The sequence below is a fragment of the Algoriphagus antarcticus genome (assembly GCF_002150685.1).
GTDB lineage: Bacteria > Bacteroidota > Bacteroidia > Cytophagales > Cyclobacteriaceae > Algoriphagus > Algoriphagus antarcticus.
This window is the reverse complement of the sequence record NZ_MSSW01000001.1, coordinates 32,546-51,004: the sequence shown is the minus strand read 5'-3', so window position 1 is coordinate 51,004 and position 18,459 is coordinate 32,546. Positions and strand designations below refer to the sequence as shown.

Sequence of the window (18,459 nt, the reverse complement as noted above, 5' to 3'; positions counted from 1 at the left end):
GAAGCTGGACTTTCGGTGGAGTGTGATTTCTGCTATTCTGGTTTTTAATCCAACTAGTATCAAATTATAGAAACTCACACCTCTAATTTTTTTAATTAATCTGCCCTTTGGTTATGATTTTGCCAGCCTACACAAGAAAAGCTTAAATCCACTTTGAGTTTTAGTCCCAATCAAAAAGTCTTCTCCACCATCTTTTACTCCTAGTTTTTTCTTCAGTGCTTCTGATCCTGTGGCGTAATTTCGAGTGATCACGTTCACCTTTCCTGAAGGAAAAAGCTTTTTGATTTCAGCTTTCTTGGGCTGTACTTCTTGAATTACTTTGAATACTCTAGCCGGAAGGTCTCTTTGAACTTCAGATGAAGTATACAAATGACTATTTGGGTCCAGTTTTTTTAAGCCAAATCGTACTCCAAACGTCTTAAATGCCCCAGCTTTCAATATCCCTGAATAAGGCTCAATCAAATACTTTTCTGCTTCTCCGACTACAGAATAAATATCCTCTTCTTCGCGAGGCTTAAAAGAAAAGCTGAGTTCTTTGGCTCCTAAATCAATAGCTTCGATTATGAGAGGAGATCCTTCCAGATTTATGTACCAATGCAGAAGTAGCTCCTTTACTTCATTTTTTACTGAGATTACCTGCACTTTCTGGATTTCAGGAAGCTCGCTGAGTGCCTGAGAAATATCGAGCATTGGAGATACTTTTAACAGGATAGCGTCGGCTTTGCTTTTCATCATTCCCCAGACGCTGACTATATCAGGTTCGCAATCCTGAAGCTTGTACATCTTCTGGTTGGCTTTTCCTCTACGGGCAGGATCAACATAGACTAGGTCAAAGTGTTTTTCTGTCTTAGCTAAAAATTCCAATCCATCGCCTTTTACAATGTCGAATTTCTCGGCTGCCAAGAGTTCTAAATTATGCTGTGCAATTTCTGCCAATTCCTCTTGCTGTTCACAGTAGATCGCTTTTTCGAAACCTTTACTGAGGAAATAACTATCCACGCCAAATCCGCCTGTGAGGTCTATCATGAGTTGACCACTTCTGTCTCTAGCCTTCAACTCAGCGGCTTGCTCAGATGAGCTTTGCTCCAAGGATATGGAAGCTGGAAAAATCAATTGATGATTGGAGGTCCAAGAAGGGAGTTTCTTGGCTGCTTTTCGCCTCGCAGAAATCTGCTGCACGGCGGCTTTTAGATCAAAATCCGTTTTCCCCTGATACCTAAAAAGCAAAAGTGCAGGATCTTCCGAGAGATGATCCTGCACAAATTGTTGGAAGTCGCCCCGATGATATTGGGTCAAATCCATTAAATCAAACCGTTTGCGAGCGCGTATTCAGCGATTTGAACAGCATTGGTTGCAGCGCCTTTTCTTAGGTTGTCTGCTACAATCCACATATTTAGCGTATTCGCCTGAGACTCATCTCTTCTCAATCGACCTACGAATACCTCGTCTTTTTTGTGCGCAGTGATTGGCATTGGGTAGATGTTGTTAGCAGGATCATCCTGAACGATCACGCCAGGAGTAGCCGCTAGTAATTCACGCACTTCCGACAAATCAAAATCTTCTTTGAACTCCACGTTAACCGCTTCTGAGTGTCCACCCATAGTTGGGATTCTCACAGTAGTAGCAGTTACCTGGATCGTGTCGTCGCTGAAGATCTTCTTAGTTTCGTTGATCATCTTCATTTCTTCCTTGGTATAGCCATTTTCCTGGAACACATCGATGTGAGGAAGTACGTTCATGTCAATTTTGTGCGGATAGACCATTTCAGCCTTTTCTCCAGCACGCTCTGCCATCATCTGATCTACCGCTGCCTTGCCGGTACCTGTTACTGACTGATAAGTGGACACTACCACTCTTTTTATGCCATAGCGCTCACGCAAAGGCTCCAGAGCCAATACCATTTGAATAGTTGAGCAATTTGGATTCGCGATGATCTTATCATCTTTGGTCAGTTCTTTTGCGTTGATTTCCGGGACGATCAGTTTTTTGGTCGGATCCATCCTCCAAGCTGAAGAATTATCAATTACGATGGTACCTTCTTCAGCGAATTTTGGAGCCCACTCTTTAGAAGTGCTTCCACCTGCGGAAAATATAGCTACTTCAGGCTTTAAAGAAACAGCTTCAGCAAGTCCAATGACGGTGTAAGGTTTACCCTTGTAGTGAATCTGTTTACCAACGGATCGCTCGCTGGCGACTAATAGAAGTTCGTCAAAAGGGAAGTTGTGCTCTGCTAGCACCTCTAGGATTTCTGAGCCTACCAAGCCGGTAGCTCCTACTACTGCTAATTTCATATGATTATAATAGTTTTTCAAAGGCCATGTGGAATCTCACATGATTGACAATTATCTCTCCTTGTGACGCTTGAGTCATGCTCGATTTCATCTGTTTATTTCTTGATTTTCAATAGTCAGATGGAATCTAGCATGGTTGTCCCGATAGCCATCGGGACATTACATTGTGAGATAATTTCGTCATGCTCGATTTCATCAGATTCAAAGTAGTTGTTGAAAATTTTGAAGCACAAAAGTAAGGGCTACTAATTCATTTACAGACCCGTCATTCAAATATTTTAGTCAAAAATGGATAAAAGTCAATAAAAGTGGTGGTTTGAGATCATTTTGATAAGTATATTTAGTCTAGACTTTTTAATTGACATGTGTGTGGTTCGCTTATTTTTTATTTGGCAAATGCTCTTTTTCGCTGTTAGTGACACTCTCCAAGCGGAGCCTACTAATCAGATTCAGGATTTCGAAAGTGGATTTACTATCATTAACTATCCAAATGAGTTTTTGCCTGGCTGGTATGGAAATGAAATTAGGGGAAGTTCATCACGGATTTATCAGGCAAACAGTCTCGGCAGAAATAAAAGCAAGGCCTTAGCCTTTCAACCGATTTCTACTTTTGATGGTGAAGTTATCATTCGGCTTTCTGCACAAGACCTCACTGATCCGAAAGTCCGTTTCTGGGCGAGGTCTGTCAAAAATGGCTCCGGAGATAGGCCTGCTCAGGTTTTTTATAGTTGGAGTAGGAGCTTGGATCGCGATTATTCAGGTAGAGAAATCTTGGGTGGAGCAAATGAATTTGTGAATGAGGATCAGGAATTCAGGCTATTTCAGTTGGCTTTGCCAGATGAGTTTTCTGAGGAAGATGAAATTTTTCTTCGATTGGAAATCAGATATGGTCCAGGTTCTGGTACCTCTGCAAAATGGCTGATGGATGATTTTGCGTTTGGTGAATTTGTGGTGGACAAAACGTCTCCGAAGGTCGCCAGTGTTCGTGGGTATGATGAAAGAGAATTGGAGATTCGATTTGATGAAGCGCTGGATCCGGTTTTTTCTGAGTTTCTTATTAATTATCGTTTGGATGGCCAGGAGCCATCAGAAGTTAGACTGAAAGCTGATTCTTCGGTGTATTTAAGTTTTGGGGAAAAACTTGAGACAGGAAAAAGTTTTGAGTTAGAGGTATCGCAAATCCCAGATTTGGAAGGAAATTTTCTGAAGGATACGCTGATCTCCTTTCAGTTTTTTGATCCCACATTCATTCCTCACAAAACTCTTGTGATCAATGAAATCATGCCTTCTCCAAAAGCTGATCTGGATTTGCCAAATGTGGAATACGTAGAGATTTTTCATGCGGGAGAATATGCAGTTCGGCTCGAAGATGTTACTTACTCCAACTCTAGATTGACAGTTGTTCTTCAAGATGAGTGGATTCAGCCCAGAGAGTTTCTGATTCTTACCCCTGAAAATCAAGCGACGCTTTTGAGAGGATATGGGGAAGTGATTCCTATAAAGACTTGGCCTACACTTTTGAATTCAGGAGATCAACTCAATTTAAAAGATGATCAAGGGAATCTGATTGATATGATTTCCTATTCCACGAGCAGTTGGGGAGGAAGTGAGTTTGCAAATGGAGGATACAGCCTAGAAGTTGCGAACCCATTTTATGCTTGCGAGCAAACGGATCTGCTCAGACCATCAATTGATCCACTTCGAGGAACTCCAGGTCGGCAAAACTCAGTATTTGATTTGTCTGCCGATGAAAATTCACCAGTTCTGAATTCTTTTGAAGTCACTTCTGCTAAAAGCCTTCTGCTGACATTCTCAAAGCCCATTCTGACAGGGTTTGATCAATCTAATTTTGTGTTTGAACCAAGTTTGGAGATTGATTCCGTATTTCATGTAGGTTCTAATCAAATCCAGATTCTCTTTTCGGAGGAACTAACAGCAAATACAATTTATAAACTGAGCGTAAATGGTTTGATGGATTGCTCTGGGAATGAATACCTCGAGACTAAGCCACTACAACTTGTTTTGCCAGCGCAAGCCAAGATTGGAGATGTATTGATTAATGAGCTATTGTTCAATCCCAAAACAGGATCTCCGAAGTTTGTGGAGGTCGTCAATGTGACGGAAAATTACCTCGAGGTCAAAAATTGGAAACTCGCGAATCTCGATGACGACGGAGAAATAGATCAAGTAAAGAAACTCAGTGAAATTCCGATCATTATACCTCCTAAAGGCTTTTTGGCAATCACTACTAATCCAGATATGCTAAAGCTTGATTTCCCTAAATCTGCATTTGGAAATTTTGTCAAGATCACGAACCTTCCAAGCTATCCGATTGCTGGCGGAGCGGTGGTTTTATTGGATTCGGTAGGCGCTGTCGCGGATTCATTTGACTATTCGGAAGATCTGCATCATCCTCTTCTGAGAGATTCGAAGGGCGTTTCCCTGGAGCGACTTTCAATTGAATCCCCCGCTTCTTTATCTGCTAATTGGCATTCTGCCTCAGCTATTGAGGAATATGCGACTCCGGGAAGAAAGAATTCTCAGGTAATTTCTGGTGAATTTGAAGGAGATTTGATTCAAATCGATCCTGGGGTTTTTGACCCGGAAGGAAGCAATGGAAATACATTCACTACTATTCGATATGAGCTTGGTCAACCTGGCTGGGTTGGAAGTTTTAGGATTTTTTCTACAACAGGTCAGTTGGTTCAGGTGCTGACGCAAAATCAGCTGCTCGGAGTATCTGGATTTTTTACTTGGACAGGAACTGATGGTCAAGGAAAGATCTCGAGACCAGGCTATTATATTCTATTAGTAGAATTATATGACTTGTCAGGTCAAGTGAGGACGATTCGGAAAACTATAGTAATTGCTACAAAGCTTTAAATTTTCTTTTGTATTTGAGAGTTTGAAAAGCAGAAAATAGTATCTTATGGAACAAAATATCCCAAAACCATGGAAAAAGACCTAATCACCCAGGCCTTGCAGACAATTCACCTGCAGAATGGCAAAGACCTCAAGGAGGTTTCTCAGTACCTGAATATGAAACATCGAATCGAAGCTGGTCCCATGATCCTTCAGAAACGATTGAAGAAAATGTTACATGAAGAAAAAGCCGTCGCATGACGGTTTTTTTATGAAGGTCAATCAAAAACAATTGAAACGGTGGTTATCAAAAAGTTCGCAGTTGTTCCGCTTTTCCATAAACTGGACTTGACTCATTCCCACATCGCCTCTTGTGAAGAGTAATCAGCAAATATTTTTATCCTATTATCGGTTAACTTATTGTGATTTTTTTAATAGACCTAATTAACCCCAGAACAGGAATTTAAAATACTTAAAGTGAAGGTGTGTTTTTTAGTTTGAAATTATGGTTAGTTATTACCTGATGTAGTGTTTTGATTATCAGCTTTTTGAAAAAGTAAGATAATTTTATCCATTTCATTACCAGCTTTTGTTTATAGAACATATCGTTTTTTCCGTCATAGAACTCTAAGTCGGAAATGCCTGAAACCAGCAATTAGGTATAATTCTGAGCCAAAAGGTGATTCAGGAATTCTTGGAAATCCAACACCTAAGTGTATTTTAGAGAACTAATTCTAAAATCAACCGTCCCAATACTATTATTTAATTTTAGCTGGCTATGAGCAAGGAAGAAAAGACCGCATATTCTCAAGAAGAATTGAAAGAATTCGAAGTGATAATCTTGAAGAAACTTGGCAGTGCTAAGGAAGAGTTGATCTCGTTGAAGGAATCATTGAGCAAAAAGAATGATAGTGGCACCGATTTCACGGCATCTACTTCGAAATTGCTGGAGGACGGCGCAGACACACTTGAGCGAGAAAGCCAAAACCAATTGGCAGCGAGACAGCAGAAGTTTATCTACAACCTAGAGAATGCAATAATTCGGATAAAGAATGGCACGTATGGCGTATGTGTAGATACTGGTAAGCTTATATCAAAAGACCGACTGATGGCAGTGCCTCATACGATGCATTCCATCGAAGCGAAGCTGGCAAAAAAATAAATTTTGGATTTTCTTCACAGGCATATTGAAGCATTGATTTTTTGTGCTCCGACTCCTTTACCCAAGGCGGAGATCATCAAGTGCCTGAGTGAAATGTTTGAAGCGGAGATTCCGATTGGTCATGTTGATCAGGCTATTGATGAGTTGAGCAAAAAGTACCATTCTGAGGAGTTTTCTTTTCAATTGGAGCATTTGGGTGGAGGATATCAGTTCTTGACCAAACCAGCCTACCAAACTTCCATCGGAATTCTTTTGCGCCAGCAGTCTCAAAAAAGATTGTCAACTGCGCAGTTGGAGACCCTGTCGATTATCGCCTACAAGCAACCTGTGACGAAAGGAGATATAGAACAAATCCGAGGTGTAAATAGTGATTACTCTGTCCAGAAGCTATTAGAAAAAGAGTTGGTGGATATCAAAGGGAAATCGGAGGGGCTGGGAAGACCTATTTTGTATGGTACTTCAAGTAAGTTTATGGAGTACTTTGGAATCAATGCACTTTCGGAATTGCCTCAGCCGAAAGATTTTTCTCAGCCAGATAACCAGATCGGAGAGGAGCGGGATTAATCAATCGATAAACTTTACTTTAGCTAATTGGGCTATTAAGTACTTTTTACCAGAATTCACTTCTTGACACAAGACTCGTGTTCTACGAGTTTCTCCTTTTTCAAATTCCCTTCCAGAAAGCAAAAATCTATTTCCGGGTTTTATATCTGAAAGGAAAACAATCTCTTGATTGATGCTTTTATCATCGTATTTGCTCATTTCCTTCATGAGAAAAAGATCCATTGCAGAGCTAGCTTTTGGGTTTTTCATATGCTTGCGCAAAGGAATGAGAAGGTCAATGGGAAAAAAGACAGTCGAAAGAAGTGGAATCATTAATTGCTGAAAAGTGGATTTCCACTCAGCCCCATGCGGCGCGATTTCGATTCCAAACTTTACAGAGGCATGGAGATGCGCTACTTCATGAATGTAAGTTAGGAGGAACTGGTAGGGGTTGAGATCCGCGTTTATCGTGATGGTTTGGATTTGTCGGTCTCTTCGGTATCTGAAGTCCCCAAGTTTCGACTTTCGGGTGGCGGTGGTTTTAAATGAGAAAGACTCTTTTTCCCAAAGAGCCACGGCATAATCGACAGCAGCGGCTGGAAGCTTTTGTGCTAATATTTGCTTCAGTTTTTGCGAGCTACTCATACCGAAAAGTACAAAAAAAAGAGTCCCGCATGTGCGGGACTCAATACATTTAGAAAAGGAAGAATTATTGAGCGTTCTCAACAACTTCGACAGTCTCTTCTACTACTACAGTAGTGTCAGCTTCTTCGATGATGATTTCTTCTTCCATTACTGGCTCTTCAACTACCTCGATAGTCTCAGTCTCTTCTTTTACTTCTTTGTTACCGCATGAAGCTACAGCGAACATGCTAGCGATTGCGAAAATTGCAAATACTTTTTTCATTTTTTGTGGTTTTCTTAATTACGATGCAAATGTATTACACTTTTGATCAATAAAACAAGTGCCGCTTAAATATATTTTATTTGTTCTTATAAATAATTTTTACCGGCACTCCTTCAAAATCAAAGTTTTCGCGCAGCCTGTTTTCCAAGTATCTTGTGTAAGGAGATTTGATGTACTGAGGGAGATTGCAGAAGAATGCAAATACCGGGTTTTTGGTAGGTAGCTGGGTGGTATATTTGATTTTGATATACTTTCCTTTCCATGCAGGCGGCGGATATCTTTCGATTTCTGCGAGCATCACATCGTTCAATTTGGAGGTAGGAATACGACGAGTTTTATTTTCGTATACTTTCACTGCCAGCTCAATTGCTTGGAAAATTCGCTGTTTTTCAATTACTGAAGTAAAGATGATCGGAATCCATTTATTTTCACCTAATTTCTCCAACATATCCTCTTTGATTTTACCCATGGTTTTATGATCCTTTTCGATCAAGTCCCATTTGTTCACCATGATCATTACCCCTTTGTTGTTCTTGATGGCAAGGGAAATCAAATTCATATCCTGAGACTCAAGCCCTCGAGTGGCATCCACCATGACTATGACTACGTCTGATTCTTCCAAAGTTCTCAAAGAGCGCATTACAGAGTAGAATTCTACATCTTCCGTCACCTTGGATTTCTTTCTGATTCCAGCGGTATCGGTAATGATGAAATCCTGACCAAAAAGCTGGTAACGTGTATGAATGGAATCTCTTGTAGTGCCCGCTTCGTCGGTTACAATAGAGCGGTCTTTGCCGATTAGGGCATTTAAGAATGAAGATTTCCCAACGTTTGGCCGTCCAAGAATCGAAATCTTAGGCGTATTAGCATCTGGATCTTCATCTCCTTCTTCTTCGAAATGGGTAATCACCTCATCCAAAAGCTCACCAGTGCCACTCCCACTCGCAGAAGCAATAGGGTAAACCTCAAAGTCACTCACTCCCAAAGCGTAAAATTCATGCGCTGCGAAGCTTTTTTCCTGATTGTCAGCTTTATTGGCGACTACATAGATAGGCTTCTTGCTACTGCGAAGTTCTTTGGCAAATTCACTATCCAGATCTGTAAGACCCGTGTGACAATCCACAATGAAAAGAATCACATCAGCTTCCTCGATGGCAAGCTTCACCTGCTTACGAATCTCCGCCTCGTACATATCTGTCGAGCCAGTCACGTACCCACCAGTATCAATCACTGAGAAGAACTTTCCCGCCCATTGCGCATGTCCGTAATGACGATCACGGGTTACGCCACTCATATTGTCTTCAATCGCCTTTCGTTCTTCTACCAGACGGTTGAAAAGAGTGGATTTGCCCACGTTAGGCCGTCCTACTATCGCTACTATATTTGCCATGATTAGGTTGGGTCGTACCCAAATTTTTTCAGTTTCAGTTTATTTTTTCTCCAGTCCTGCTCCACCTTCACGAAGGTTTCGAGGAAGACTTTCTTGCCGAAGAATTTTTCCAGTTCTTCACGGGCTTGAATTCCTACTTTTTTCAACGCGGCACCTTTGTCGCCAATGATGATTCCTTTTTGGCTATCCCTCTCTACATAGATGATAGCACGGACGCTGATTATGTTTTTCTTCACTTTGAAGTCTTCAATGGAGACTTCAGAGCTATAAGGAATCTCTTTTTTATAATTCTCGAAGATTTTCTCCCGGATGATCTCAGAGGCAAAGAACCGCTCGGATCGATCGGAAAGTTCCGCCTTATCATAAAAAGCAGGATGCTCGGGAAGTCTATCCAGAATTTCCTGCATAATCTTTTCAGTGTTGAACTTTTCTCCGGCAGAAATTGGAATTACCAGCTGAGACTTAATTCTCGAAGTCCAATAGGAAGTTATTTCTTCCAATTGACCAGGTTTGGCCAAGTCAATTTTATTGATGACCAGTAAAACAGGTACGCCAGACGCGTTGATTTTCTCAATCACATGCTCGATATCGGCATCTGTTTCGAAAAGATCTGTTACAAAAAGAATGATATCAGCATCTTCCAAAGAGATGTTCACGAAGCTCATCATATTCTTTTGAAGTTCGTACTGCGGCTTGAGCATTCCGGGTGTATCCGAAAAAACTATCTGGTAATTATCGGAATTTGTAAGTCCGATAATTCTGTGCCTCGTTGTCTGAGCTTTGGAAGTAATGATCGAAAGTCGCTCACCTACAAGGATATTCATCAATGTAGACTTGCCCACATTTGGTTTTCCTATGATGTTGACAAAGCCTGCTTGATGTTTTGGTGAATCCATTGTAGAGATTTTTTTGCAAAGGTACTTGATTTTTAGACACTCCTGACGTCTATGGTGATTTGGCGAAATAAAATTTGGCTCAAAGCTATGCTAGAGCTGTGGGTATCTTTAGAATGATGTAATCAATTGGTATACAAATACCTGTTCTTATTTGGAAGGACATTCTTCATCAGAAGAGTTGACTTAAAAAATTGATCATCAAAATATTTTTCTTTCCACAGGTTTGCATTTCAAAAATAAACGCCTACTTTTGTATCACAATTAGCCACAAGGGCAGATTTAGATAAGAAAAAAGAAGCGTAATGCTTTAAAAATATATCGCGGGATGGAGCATCCACGATAGCTATCGGGAGGTAGCTTGTCGGACTTCTCTTAGCAAAGACATATCGCGGGATGGAGCAGTTGGTAGCTCGTCGGGCTCATAACCCGAAGGTCACAGGTTCGAGTCCTGTTCCCGCTACATTGAAGGGTACCAATAGGTACCCTTTTTTATTGCATTACATTGTAAAACAGGCTTTTAGCAGGTGTTTGGTACTTTTTTGATTAACACCGAATAACATTTAATATTAAGGAATGTTTTACCATTTGTTTTCCTATAGTTATATTGTGATATGGAATTCAAAGGTATTAGCTTCAAATTCGTTCATAACCCGAAGGCGTTAAAGAATAAAAAGAATGAATTTTTTGTTCAGTTAAGGATAACAATCGGCAGGATAAGCAAGTATTACTCCATAGAAGAGGTTCCAAAGGTTCCGATCAGGTATTGGTCAGGAAAAGAGAATAGATGGGTAAAAGAAAGCCATTCTCAGGGAGCTCGTATTAATAGCTTCCTCATATCCAAGCTTGGGAAACTTAATGAGTTTTTAGTGCTGTCTACTACAAGTGGGCGAATCTTGACATTTGATTTGATCAAATCTCAGTTTTTCATGAAGGGGGAAGTTAATACTCTTAATCAGTTTTATACGAAGTATATCAAAGAACGTGATTTTGACTCCACACGTACTCGACAGGCTTATTTGACAACACTCGACACCTTAAATGAATATAATAGTTCTATTCCTATTATTAGTATCTCAGAATCCTTAATTAATCAATTCATTGAGTGGGAGAGGAGGACTAAGGATTTGAAGGATGTCACAATTGACAAACATTTAACCCACCTGAAGACCATAGTGAAGTCTTTGACAAGGGATGGGTTCTTGGTTCGTAATCCTTTAGAGAATATTCAGTTTAAAGTTCGTCCTGAGAAAGCAGATAGGACATCATTATCTAATGAAGAAGTTGCTAAGCTTGAGAAGTTAGTATTCAGTGAAAAAGAAGCTCACCTGGAGCGGACGCGCGATGTCTTTGTTTTTCAATGTTTAACTGGTCTTTATTATAAAGATGTTCAGGAACTTCATGATGAAGATATTCTTCAAATTGAAGATATATGTTTGATTCAAGGGAAAAGAACAAAGAACCTTCAAGGGTATATTGTTCCCATATCTAAAAGAGCGATGTTACTGATGACAAAGCATAAGTTAGAAAGTGATGAATTGGTATTTCATGGGCTGTGTGCTGAGCCAGTATTTAATAGGCAACTCAAGGTAGTTGGAAAAAAGGCTGGTTTGCATAAATCAATAAGCAATAAAGTTGGGCGGCATACTTTCACTGAAATTGCAATCGCGAGCGGGATACCAAGATCCTATGTTTCAAAAATGCTCGGTCACACTAAAGAATCAACAACGCAACACTATTACGATATAAATCCTACGCATTTTATAAATCAATTTATAGATAACTCTATTTTTTCGTAAAAGGCAGTATAATATTTTATTTATGCCCTGATAGTTAGTATATTGTGGTAATAATAATTCGCACTCGTATCACGTAAAGCATGGTTGATTTAAAGTTAATAACAGAAGAGGACATGAGGTTAATTTCCTCCAGGATAGAAACGTTGGAAAAAAAGTTAGCTGAATTGATTCAAGAAAAGTTGTCTGCGTCAGTTGATAAAGATTTTATTTCAGTAAAGGAATTCATTGATTTGATTGGAGTATCTCGCTCTACATTTGAAAACATGAAGAAGGAAGCTGAGCCAGATCGGTTTAGAGTTGATTTTCGTAAAAGGGGAAGAAAGGTCTTTGTCCCTTACACAGAGGTTGATCGATTCTTTAATCAGAATTAGTATAGCATTTTCTAATTATTAAAAAAGCTCGCAGGTTTTGAATCTGCGAGCTTTTGTTTTTAGTTTAGGTTGAGTGTGAATTCAGTAGTCATTTGAAGTGGGAGGTTGGAGAACAGTCTAACCTCACAATCATTCCTTAAAGTTCTTGACCTACCAACGGCCTGGATGAGCTCACATTCTATCATGTGAAATTGAATGTATTGAAGTTCCTTATCCTCATAGGTTTTAAATTTAAACTTGTGGCACTTTCTTTCTACCATACGATCTATTATTTCCCAATCCAAATCGTTCACCTTTATTCCAAGCGCATAAGCTGTCAAAAGGTAAGCAGCTGGGTTTAAATGAGGCGTGCCTACTACATTCAAATTTTTGCCAGATAAGAAATCATAGCCAGAGCAGTTTCCAAAATAGATATCCATTTTTTCTCTATTAAACTCTGAATTAAACTCACTAAAGGAAAGGATTGGGAAATCCCCAATATGGTTCTTGATTGAATCCAGCTTTTCCCTAATTGATGATCGACTACAGGAAAGTCCAGTTTCTTGTATAATCTTTCCATTTTGTTTTACCCTTGGGAAACTTATTGACTGCATAATCATATCATTCCCATAAAGCTTCTCATAAAAGTACTTGTCAACAGTTGCTGAAGAGATAAGAATTTTCTTATTCTCAGGAAGTGAATTCTTGACCAAGTAGTGAATCCGTGCAGGGTTTCGCAGGTCTCTCATGTAGCAATAACTGTGTATGAAACCATTTAGATTACCTTTTATGTCTTGCCCACTTAAGGAATCTTCAATACATTCTAAAGGTAAATTCTGGTTGAAGTCTGGCGTTTGATAGATAATCCCACTTTCACACTTTTCAATTAAACCTTCAATTTTCTTTATTAATCTCTTAACTGATTTTTCTGATTGAGATGCTGCCCAATTGTAGTTAATGAGGTCGTTTATAGTGAAATCAGATATTTTAAGAAGACTTTTTAGCGGATCTTCGTCAAAGATCAACGTTTCCTTTAAAAATTTCTGTGAAAGAATTCTGGAATGTGTTGTGATGATATTATCGGTCGTTACCTTCTCTAATATCGTTCTGGAGTAAAGATATTCTTGGGCCTTTTCAGAATCCTCAGTTCTATATTTATTGTCCTGATTCTTTGAGATTTGTTTCAGGGTTTTTAGTGGTTCAGTGAAGTTACCCCTCTTATACATATCTTTAAGTTTTTTGTTTATGAAATTGCTTGAGAAGCAAGGTAATCCAATGGTGCCAACAGTAGGTTTGTTCATTCGCTCAAGCAATTCATCTTTTAATTTATGAGTAGGTACAGCAATGATTACGTCTTCCAACTGAGAAAGCTTCCTTGTCTTTCCAATACCAGTTGGTACGTTGAGTATGTATAATCCTGAAAGAGAAGCAGGATCCATAAATTGATCTATGAAATTATCCATTGCCGTTTCTACCGTCTCTATAGGAGTTGGCTCTCTATCCCATATTTTTTCTATCGTACCTCGGCGAATTCTCGCTAGTTGAGCGAATGAGTCTAAGTTATGATCTTCTACATAAGGTGAAAAATCACTCAATTTCATAGGGAAGTACTTTACTCGGGCTGCATAAATCACAGTTGAAAAGTTGTTTTCAGTGTATTTAGTTTTTCCTGATCTATTATGTTTTTCCATGGTGTTCTTCATTAGTTTTTGACCGCCGTTAAACCAATGTAGAGAAGTAGCTAATCCGAATATTTCTTTGTGATAGAGCCATTTTCCTTCTAGGAAATCTTTAAAAATTATTACATCTTCTGCAAATTCAGACCAATCAGGATGATCAAATTTTTTATTTTTCTTAAATAGTGCAATGGACTCTTCACTTGGTATTTCCCTGAATCCTCTATCTTTTCCTAAAGCTTGACGACTTTTAACGGACTTGGTAATTTTACGAGACTTATTGGTATCGATTTCCATGAAATATGTGTCTGTTTTGATATAAATTTCCTGAAGTGAATGATACACTTCAGAATGGATAGTAAATGATTTGCCTCCATAGAACATCCTACTAATGTCCTTACACATTTTATCTGCCATTGGGAACATAGCCATCAGATACAGAATTAGCTTTTTAGCTCCTTCTGGCTCTTCCATTGAATGGTCTAAGACATAAACAAATCTAAACTTCCTCAATTCCGGAGAATCACTGAATGAGGTGTAGATTAAATTTGGAACCAGGTCTTTTTCTATACCAATTTTTATAGCCTCTTCTGGGGTGATTCCTGAATCGAAATCAAGAGCAAATACTTGTTGGCTTATCCAGTTTGCAGCCTTTCTTCCGTTGGGCATCAATGCACCTGACCAGGTAAAGGAATGTGGTGGAGTCATCATTTCTCCAAACTCCTGTAGACAGCTTACGATCACTTTACATAGTCTGTATTGAATTTTCGGAATTTGCTTACTAGATGGCTTGCATGGTGTGTCTGTTCTGTCCGCTTGAATTGCGAAGCTCGTTATCTCATTCATATATTATTGTTTTAATATTTGATAGCAATTACTGATGACAAATTCATTAAGTCAATGGTTTGGAAATAGCATGTTGTTCGTTATATGAAGTTTTTCTTTGCTTCGTAACAAAGTGAATTGGTTGTATTTAGTTGTAATACAAAGGATTATGCTTATTTGAGTGTAGGTGTTCATGATTGTGATGTCACCTCACATTTCATGAAAGTAATTTTTTGTCAAAAACTTGTCTTTGCGTGTAACTGCTAATAGGTATTATAGTAATTCTGTTTTAAGACACTTTTCGAAGGAATGTGATTTTTTGACAGCTACCAATGCTGTACAATTGAGATATATATTGTTTTTATTGAAAAACTGTCCTGCATTCACGTACTGTATATTCCGATCCATCTTGACCACCTGTTCCGGTGATGTTGACCACTTTTTTCCGATGACGTTGACCACCCTTTTATGGGGATATTTGACTATCGAGGGACCCAATTCCGGTGATCTTGACCACTGTCAATCCGACCGTATTGACCATCTCTTTAAGAGTGGTCAATATTGCCAGAATGACGTGATTGACCACAAGGATTTTTTCAGTTATCGTTTGCTTTGCGGGAGAACTAACACCGTAAAGTATGGCAGGAAAAACGATAACTATGAGTAATCTTAAACAGATAATTCGCCACCGTGACAATGGCATGGCACTGCAAACCATTTCCAAAACTTTGGGTATTTCCCGTAACAGGGTCAAAAAGTACCTTCAATTGGTTGATTCCAAAGCTTTAACCTATGGAGAACTTCTCATCAAAAGCGATGAGGAGCTTGATGTATTACTTTCTGATCCTGACCAAAAATCTGAACAAAGACCACAGGAGCTTATTTCCTTCTTTTCGTTTATGGAATCAGAACTTAAAAGAACAGGTGTAAACCGTTGGCTCTTATGGGGGGAATATCGTCAAAAACACCCTGACGGATATAGTTACTATCAGTTCTGCGATCACTTCAAACAATGGCGTATCGGTTTGTCTGCAAGTATGCGGATCGAACATGTGCCAGGTGATAAGCTTTATATAGATTTTACCGGAGACAAACTATGCACAGTCGACCCTGTAACAGGCGAAATCACCGATTTGGAAGTATATGTTGCCACACTCGGAGCCAGTCAATACAGCTACGTAGAAGCCATACCCTCGCAAAGAAAAGAGGACTTCATCGCCGCCACAGAAAATGCTTTACATTACTTCGGGGGTGTTCCCAAAGCCCTTGTCCCTGACAACCTTAAAAGTGCATTCACCAAAGCCGATAAGTATGAACCAATAATCAACGCTGACTTCCTGGACTTTGCCAACCATTACAGCTGTGCTGTTTTTCCTGCAAGGAGCAGAAAGCCTCAGGACAAAGCTTTGGTAGAAAAGACCGTAAGCATTGTTTACAGCAGAATCTACGCACCGCTCATAAACAAGGTGGGAGAAGCTTTTATTAAAGTTACACCCTACTGAAGTTGGGCTTTAGAATAGAACTGATGGGTTTGTATGACATGAAGGGTAGATGCACATACCACAGAATGAAAGCAACATTTCAAAACCCGGGAGACCATTCCTTCTAAAGACAATGCTTAATTAGGGACTTTCCCATTTAACTTAACGAAATGATTTAATTGATACATTTTTGATATCCAGATGCTCGCAGGTTTTTAATTTACCAGCTTCTTTGCTTAAGTTCATTTTATGCCTTCCTAAACCTCAAAAACTACATTTTTACTAACGACGAACACTTATTACTCTTCAATTTCATCATCATCAAAATTTATACCTCTTATATCAAATGAAATATTGGTCTTGGACTTATTAGAGTCCTTCTTTTTCGGATTATCTGTATACCAAGGTTCAATAACTTTACCTTCAAGAAGGGATTTAACAGCAGCTACCCTGTCGTGATCACCACTGCCTTTCCAATAATGAACTGGATTTATCCTATAAGCCCCCCTATTCAATTTAATCAATAGTTCAATTTTAGTAAGCTCCGCATAAGCCTTCCTGATTGTACTCGTCGTATAGGGAAATGGTTCATTATTACCTCTCTTAATCCATTTTTTAAACTCATCATAATAGTGCTTTTCAGACCATACCAACCCATCATTTTTAGAAATCTCACATAAGAACATGAACAAAGTAAACTGCACACCTTTCATCATGCTGAGTTTCACCAATCCAGAGGAATACAGCTTCGAGTAACTTTTGTCAATTTTTACTGACTTATAGCTTTCCAATATTATTCCATCTTCATCCGGTTCCTTGTAACCAGAAATATACCTAACTAATAATTTACCCTTTTCCATTAAACTTTCTGACCATTTAGCCATCTCTTATTTAAGCTTGCAATGCTACAAGAGTAAAGTCTCACAAACAAACTTAAGACCTTTATAATCTTTTTAAATTTTCCCTTGCATATTTTACAGATTAATATATTTTGTAGAGAACAATCATAGGATTTGTTCTCTAATGATAACCCCATTATACTACAGTGGCATTGAGAGTGCCGCTATTTCCGACATAATCAACTCTTTAACAGGAATATAACTCAAATACACCCTTTATATACCTGAGGTACGAGGGTATACTCTCCTCTTGAACTCAGCATTACATCACCCTGTGGGCTCATAATCCTTAGTCCAATCCTTTATCATCCCCCCATCCCAACCGACCTGAACACGACATCCCGCCCACCAAACCTGACCACTACTCCCGGCTCCCTTAGGAGCAAGGGACGTAGGGGGAATGGTGCCTTACGACTACTTTCCCTTACGAACACATCCCCTACGATAAGAACCTTAAGGAATACTCCCTTACTATAATAGGCTCTGACCTTTTAAGAAATATTTTTTTAGGTTTCTTTTTCCTAAGGATTCGTCAGACTCACGCAATTAAGAGAATACGAAATAAAAAAAGAACTCTTAAAAGGTCAATGGACTAATTACGTCAGACAACTCCACCAACAAAACCTCCCACCAACAACTATTCTATTCCTGATTATCTCTCCTAACGCGCGCATACACGCAAAAAAAATATGGAAACAAAGTAATTGAAGAGGAAGTATCAATTCACATATCTCCCTGCTTCATTTTGCTTATCCATGCTCACTATTACTTTTTCACATCAAAGGATTCTAATTCCTGAGACACCTGTCTTAATCATGCTGTGTGCTGCTTGGGTTATTAATAAAGGACGATGTTTTAAGACTGGAATTTGTGCTATGGAATTATTTATACGCATACTTTGCATTCATCTGTTCCTGTTGCCTGGTTTCAGGGATAAAGATAGACGAGGTAGAACCGAATGCGAAGCGGGGATTTAAAGGGGTTTACCCCTTTTCCACTAATAGCCTCTGAAAAAATAATAATAGTATAGGAATAAAGAAGTACCAACAGTAGAAAGTTTTGGAAGGATTGTATAGGGTTTAGTAAAGCGCAACATAATTCACCTTCGAACAGCAGGTTTCTCAAAGTAATATAAAGCCAAACCTAAATCTTATTCCTGATTATTCTGTACTTTATTGGAGCATCTCTCTACTCACTAATGCTCGAACCTGAATGGAAATACGGAATAACAACCAAGTGCATTAGCCCCTTTGATCAAGGAGAAATGAGAATCGAATTCATATTCTATTCATTCTATTTCTCCCTACTCCTACAAAAGCAATCAAAAACATTATCAAGCACTAAGCTTCGAAGCCCTTGGTGAATAACTTCCAAAAGTAAA

At 39.1% G+C, this 18,459-nt stretch carries 15 protein-coding genes and 1 tRNA gene; 8 read left to right on the top strand and 8 right to left on the bottom strand.

Annotated features, from left to right (window positions below; translation table 11 throughout):
- Positions 1–111 precede the first annotated feature (111 nt).
- A complete protein-coding gene (locus BVH04_RS00145; RefSeq protein ID WP_086539313.1) occupies positions 112–1,302 on the bottom strand; it encodes a class I SAM-dependent methyltransferase in 1,191 nt (396 codons plus the stop codon).
- Positions 1,302–2,291: an aspartate-semialdehyde dehydrogenase gene (locus BVH04_RS00140; protein ID WP_086539312.1), complete on the bottom strand. Its 990-nt coding sequence runs from the start codon at positions 2,289–2,291 to the stop codon at positions 1,302–1,304. The genes BVH04_RS00145 and BVH04_RS00140 overlap by 1 nt, the downstream gene beginning before the upstream one ends.
- 369 nt (positions 2,292–2,660) lie before the next feature.
- Here BVH04_RS00140 and BVH04_RS00135 point away from each other — a divergent pair, with 369 nt between their 5' ends.
- The 4 genes from BVH04_RS00135 to scpB all read left to right on the top strand — a co-directional run bounded on the left by BVH04_RS00135 (position 2,661) and on the right by scpB (position 6,879).
- Positions 2,661–5,174, top strand: a complete 2,514-nt coding sequence (locus BVH04_RS00135) for a lamin tail domain-containing protein (protein ID WP_169714329.1) — start codon at positions 2,661–2,663, stop codon at positions 5,172–5,174.
- A 69-nt stretch (positions 5,175–5,243) separates the two neighbouring features.
- Positions 5,244–5,414 (top strand): hypothetical protein, encoded by a 171-nt coding sequence (locus tag BVH04_RS25325; protein WP_169714328.1) that lies wholly within the window; start codon positions 5,244–5,246, stop codon positions 5,412–5,414.
- Positions 5,415–5,931: 517 nt separating this feature from the next.
- The gene (locus BVH04_RS00130; RefSeq protein WP_086539310.1) at positions 5,932–6,315 is read left to right on the top strand and encodes a TraR/DksA family transcriptional regulator; all 384 of its coding nucleotides are present in this window, start codon (positions 5,932–5,934) and stop codon (positions 6,313–6,315) included.
- A gap of 3 nt (positions 6,316–6,318) precedes the next feature.
- The gene (scpB, locus tag BVH04_RS00125; protein ID WP_086539309.1) at positions 6,319–6,879 is read left to right on the top strand and encodes an SMC-Scp complex subunit ScpB; all 561 of its coding nucleotides are present in this window, start codon (positions 6,319–6,321) and stop codon (positions 6,877–6,879) included.
- Here scpB and BVH04_RS00120 read toward each other — a convergent pair whose 3' ends face one another.
- The 4 genes from BVH04_RS00120 to era all read right to left on the bottom strand — a co-directional run bounded on the left by BVH04_RS00120 (position 6,880) and on the right by era (position 10,051).
- Positions 6,880–7,503 carry a SprT-like domain-containing protein gene (locus BVH04_RS00120; RefSeq protein ID WP_086539308.1) on the bottom strand — a complete coding sequence of 208 codons (624 nt, stop codon included), beginning with the start codon at positions 7,501–7,503 and terminating at the stop codon, positions 6,880–6,882.
- 64 nt (positions 7,504–7,567) lie between these two features.
- Positions 7,568–7,765: a hypothetical protein gene (locus tag BVH04_RS00115; protein WP_086539307.1), complete on the bottom strand. Its 198-nt coding sequence runs from the start codon at positions 7,763–7,765 to the stop codon at positions 7,568–7,570.
- Between the two features lie 76 nt (positions 7,766–7,841).
- Positions 7,842–9,155 carry a ribosome biogenesis GTPase Der gene (gene der, locus BVH04_RS00110; protein ID WP_086539306.1) on the bottom strand — a complete coding sequence of 438 codons (1,314 nt, stop codon included), beginning with the start codon at positions 9,153–9,155 and terminating at the stop codon, positions 7,842–7,844.
- 2 nt (positions 9,156–9,157) lie between these two features.
- Entirely contained in the window at positions 9,158–10,051 is an 894-nt protein-coding gene (gene era, locus BVH04_RS00105; RefSeq protein WP_086539305.1) for a GTPase Era, read from the bottom strand.
- A 387-nt stretch (positions 10,052–10,438) separates the two neighbouring features.
- Here era and BVH04_RS00100 point away from each other — a divergent pair.
- From BVH04_RS00100 to BVH04_RS00090, 3 genes are all read left to right on the top strand, one after another.
- Positions 10,439–10,511, top strand: a tRNA-Met gene (locus BVH04_RS00100).
- A 151-nt stretch (positions 10,512–10,662) separates the two neighbouring features.
- Positions 10,663–11,847 (top strand): site-specific integrase, encoded by a 1,185-nt coding sequence (locus BVH04_RS00095; protein ID WP_086539304.1) that lies wholly within the window; start codon positions 10,663–10,665, stop codon positions 11,845–11,847.
- Positions 11,848–11,960: 113 nt separating this feature from the next.
- Entirely contained in the window at positions 11,961–12,218 is a 258-nt protein-coding gene (locus BVH04_RS00090; RefSeq protein ID WP_086539303.1) for a hypothetical protein, read from the top strand.
- A 59-nt stretch (positions 12,219–12,277) separates the two neighbouring features.
- On the opposite strand, the gene BVH04_RS00085 is transcribed toward BVH04_RS00090, so the two are convergent.
- Positions 12,278–14,719 (bottom strand): hypothetical protein, encoded by a 2,442-nt coding sequence (locus tag BVH04_RS00085; protein ID WP_086539302.1) that lies wholly within the window; start codon positions 14,717–14,719, stop codon positions 12,278–12,280.
- A 638-nt stretch (positions 14,720–15,357) separates the two neighbouring features.
- Between BVH04_RS00085 and istA the strand changes: the two genes are divergently transcribed.
- A complete protein-coding gene (gene istA, locus BVH04_RS00080) occupies positions 15,358–16,200 on the top strand; it encodes an IS21 family transposase (protein ID WP_169714327.1) in 843 nt (280 codons plus the stop codon).
- Positions 16,201–16,478: 278 nt separating this feature from the next.
- On the opposite strand, the gene BVH04_RS00075 is transcribed toward istA, so the two are convergent.
- Positions 16,479–17,063 (bottom strand): hypothetical protein, encoded by a 585-nt coding sequence (locus BVH04_RS00075; protein ID WP_086539300.1) that lies wholly within the window; start codon positions 17,061–17,063, stop codon positions 16,479–16,481.
- Between the last annotated feature and the right edge of the window lie 1,396 nt (positions 17,064–18,459).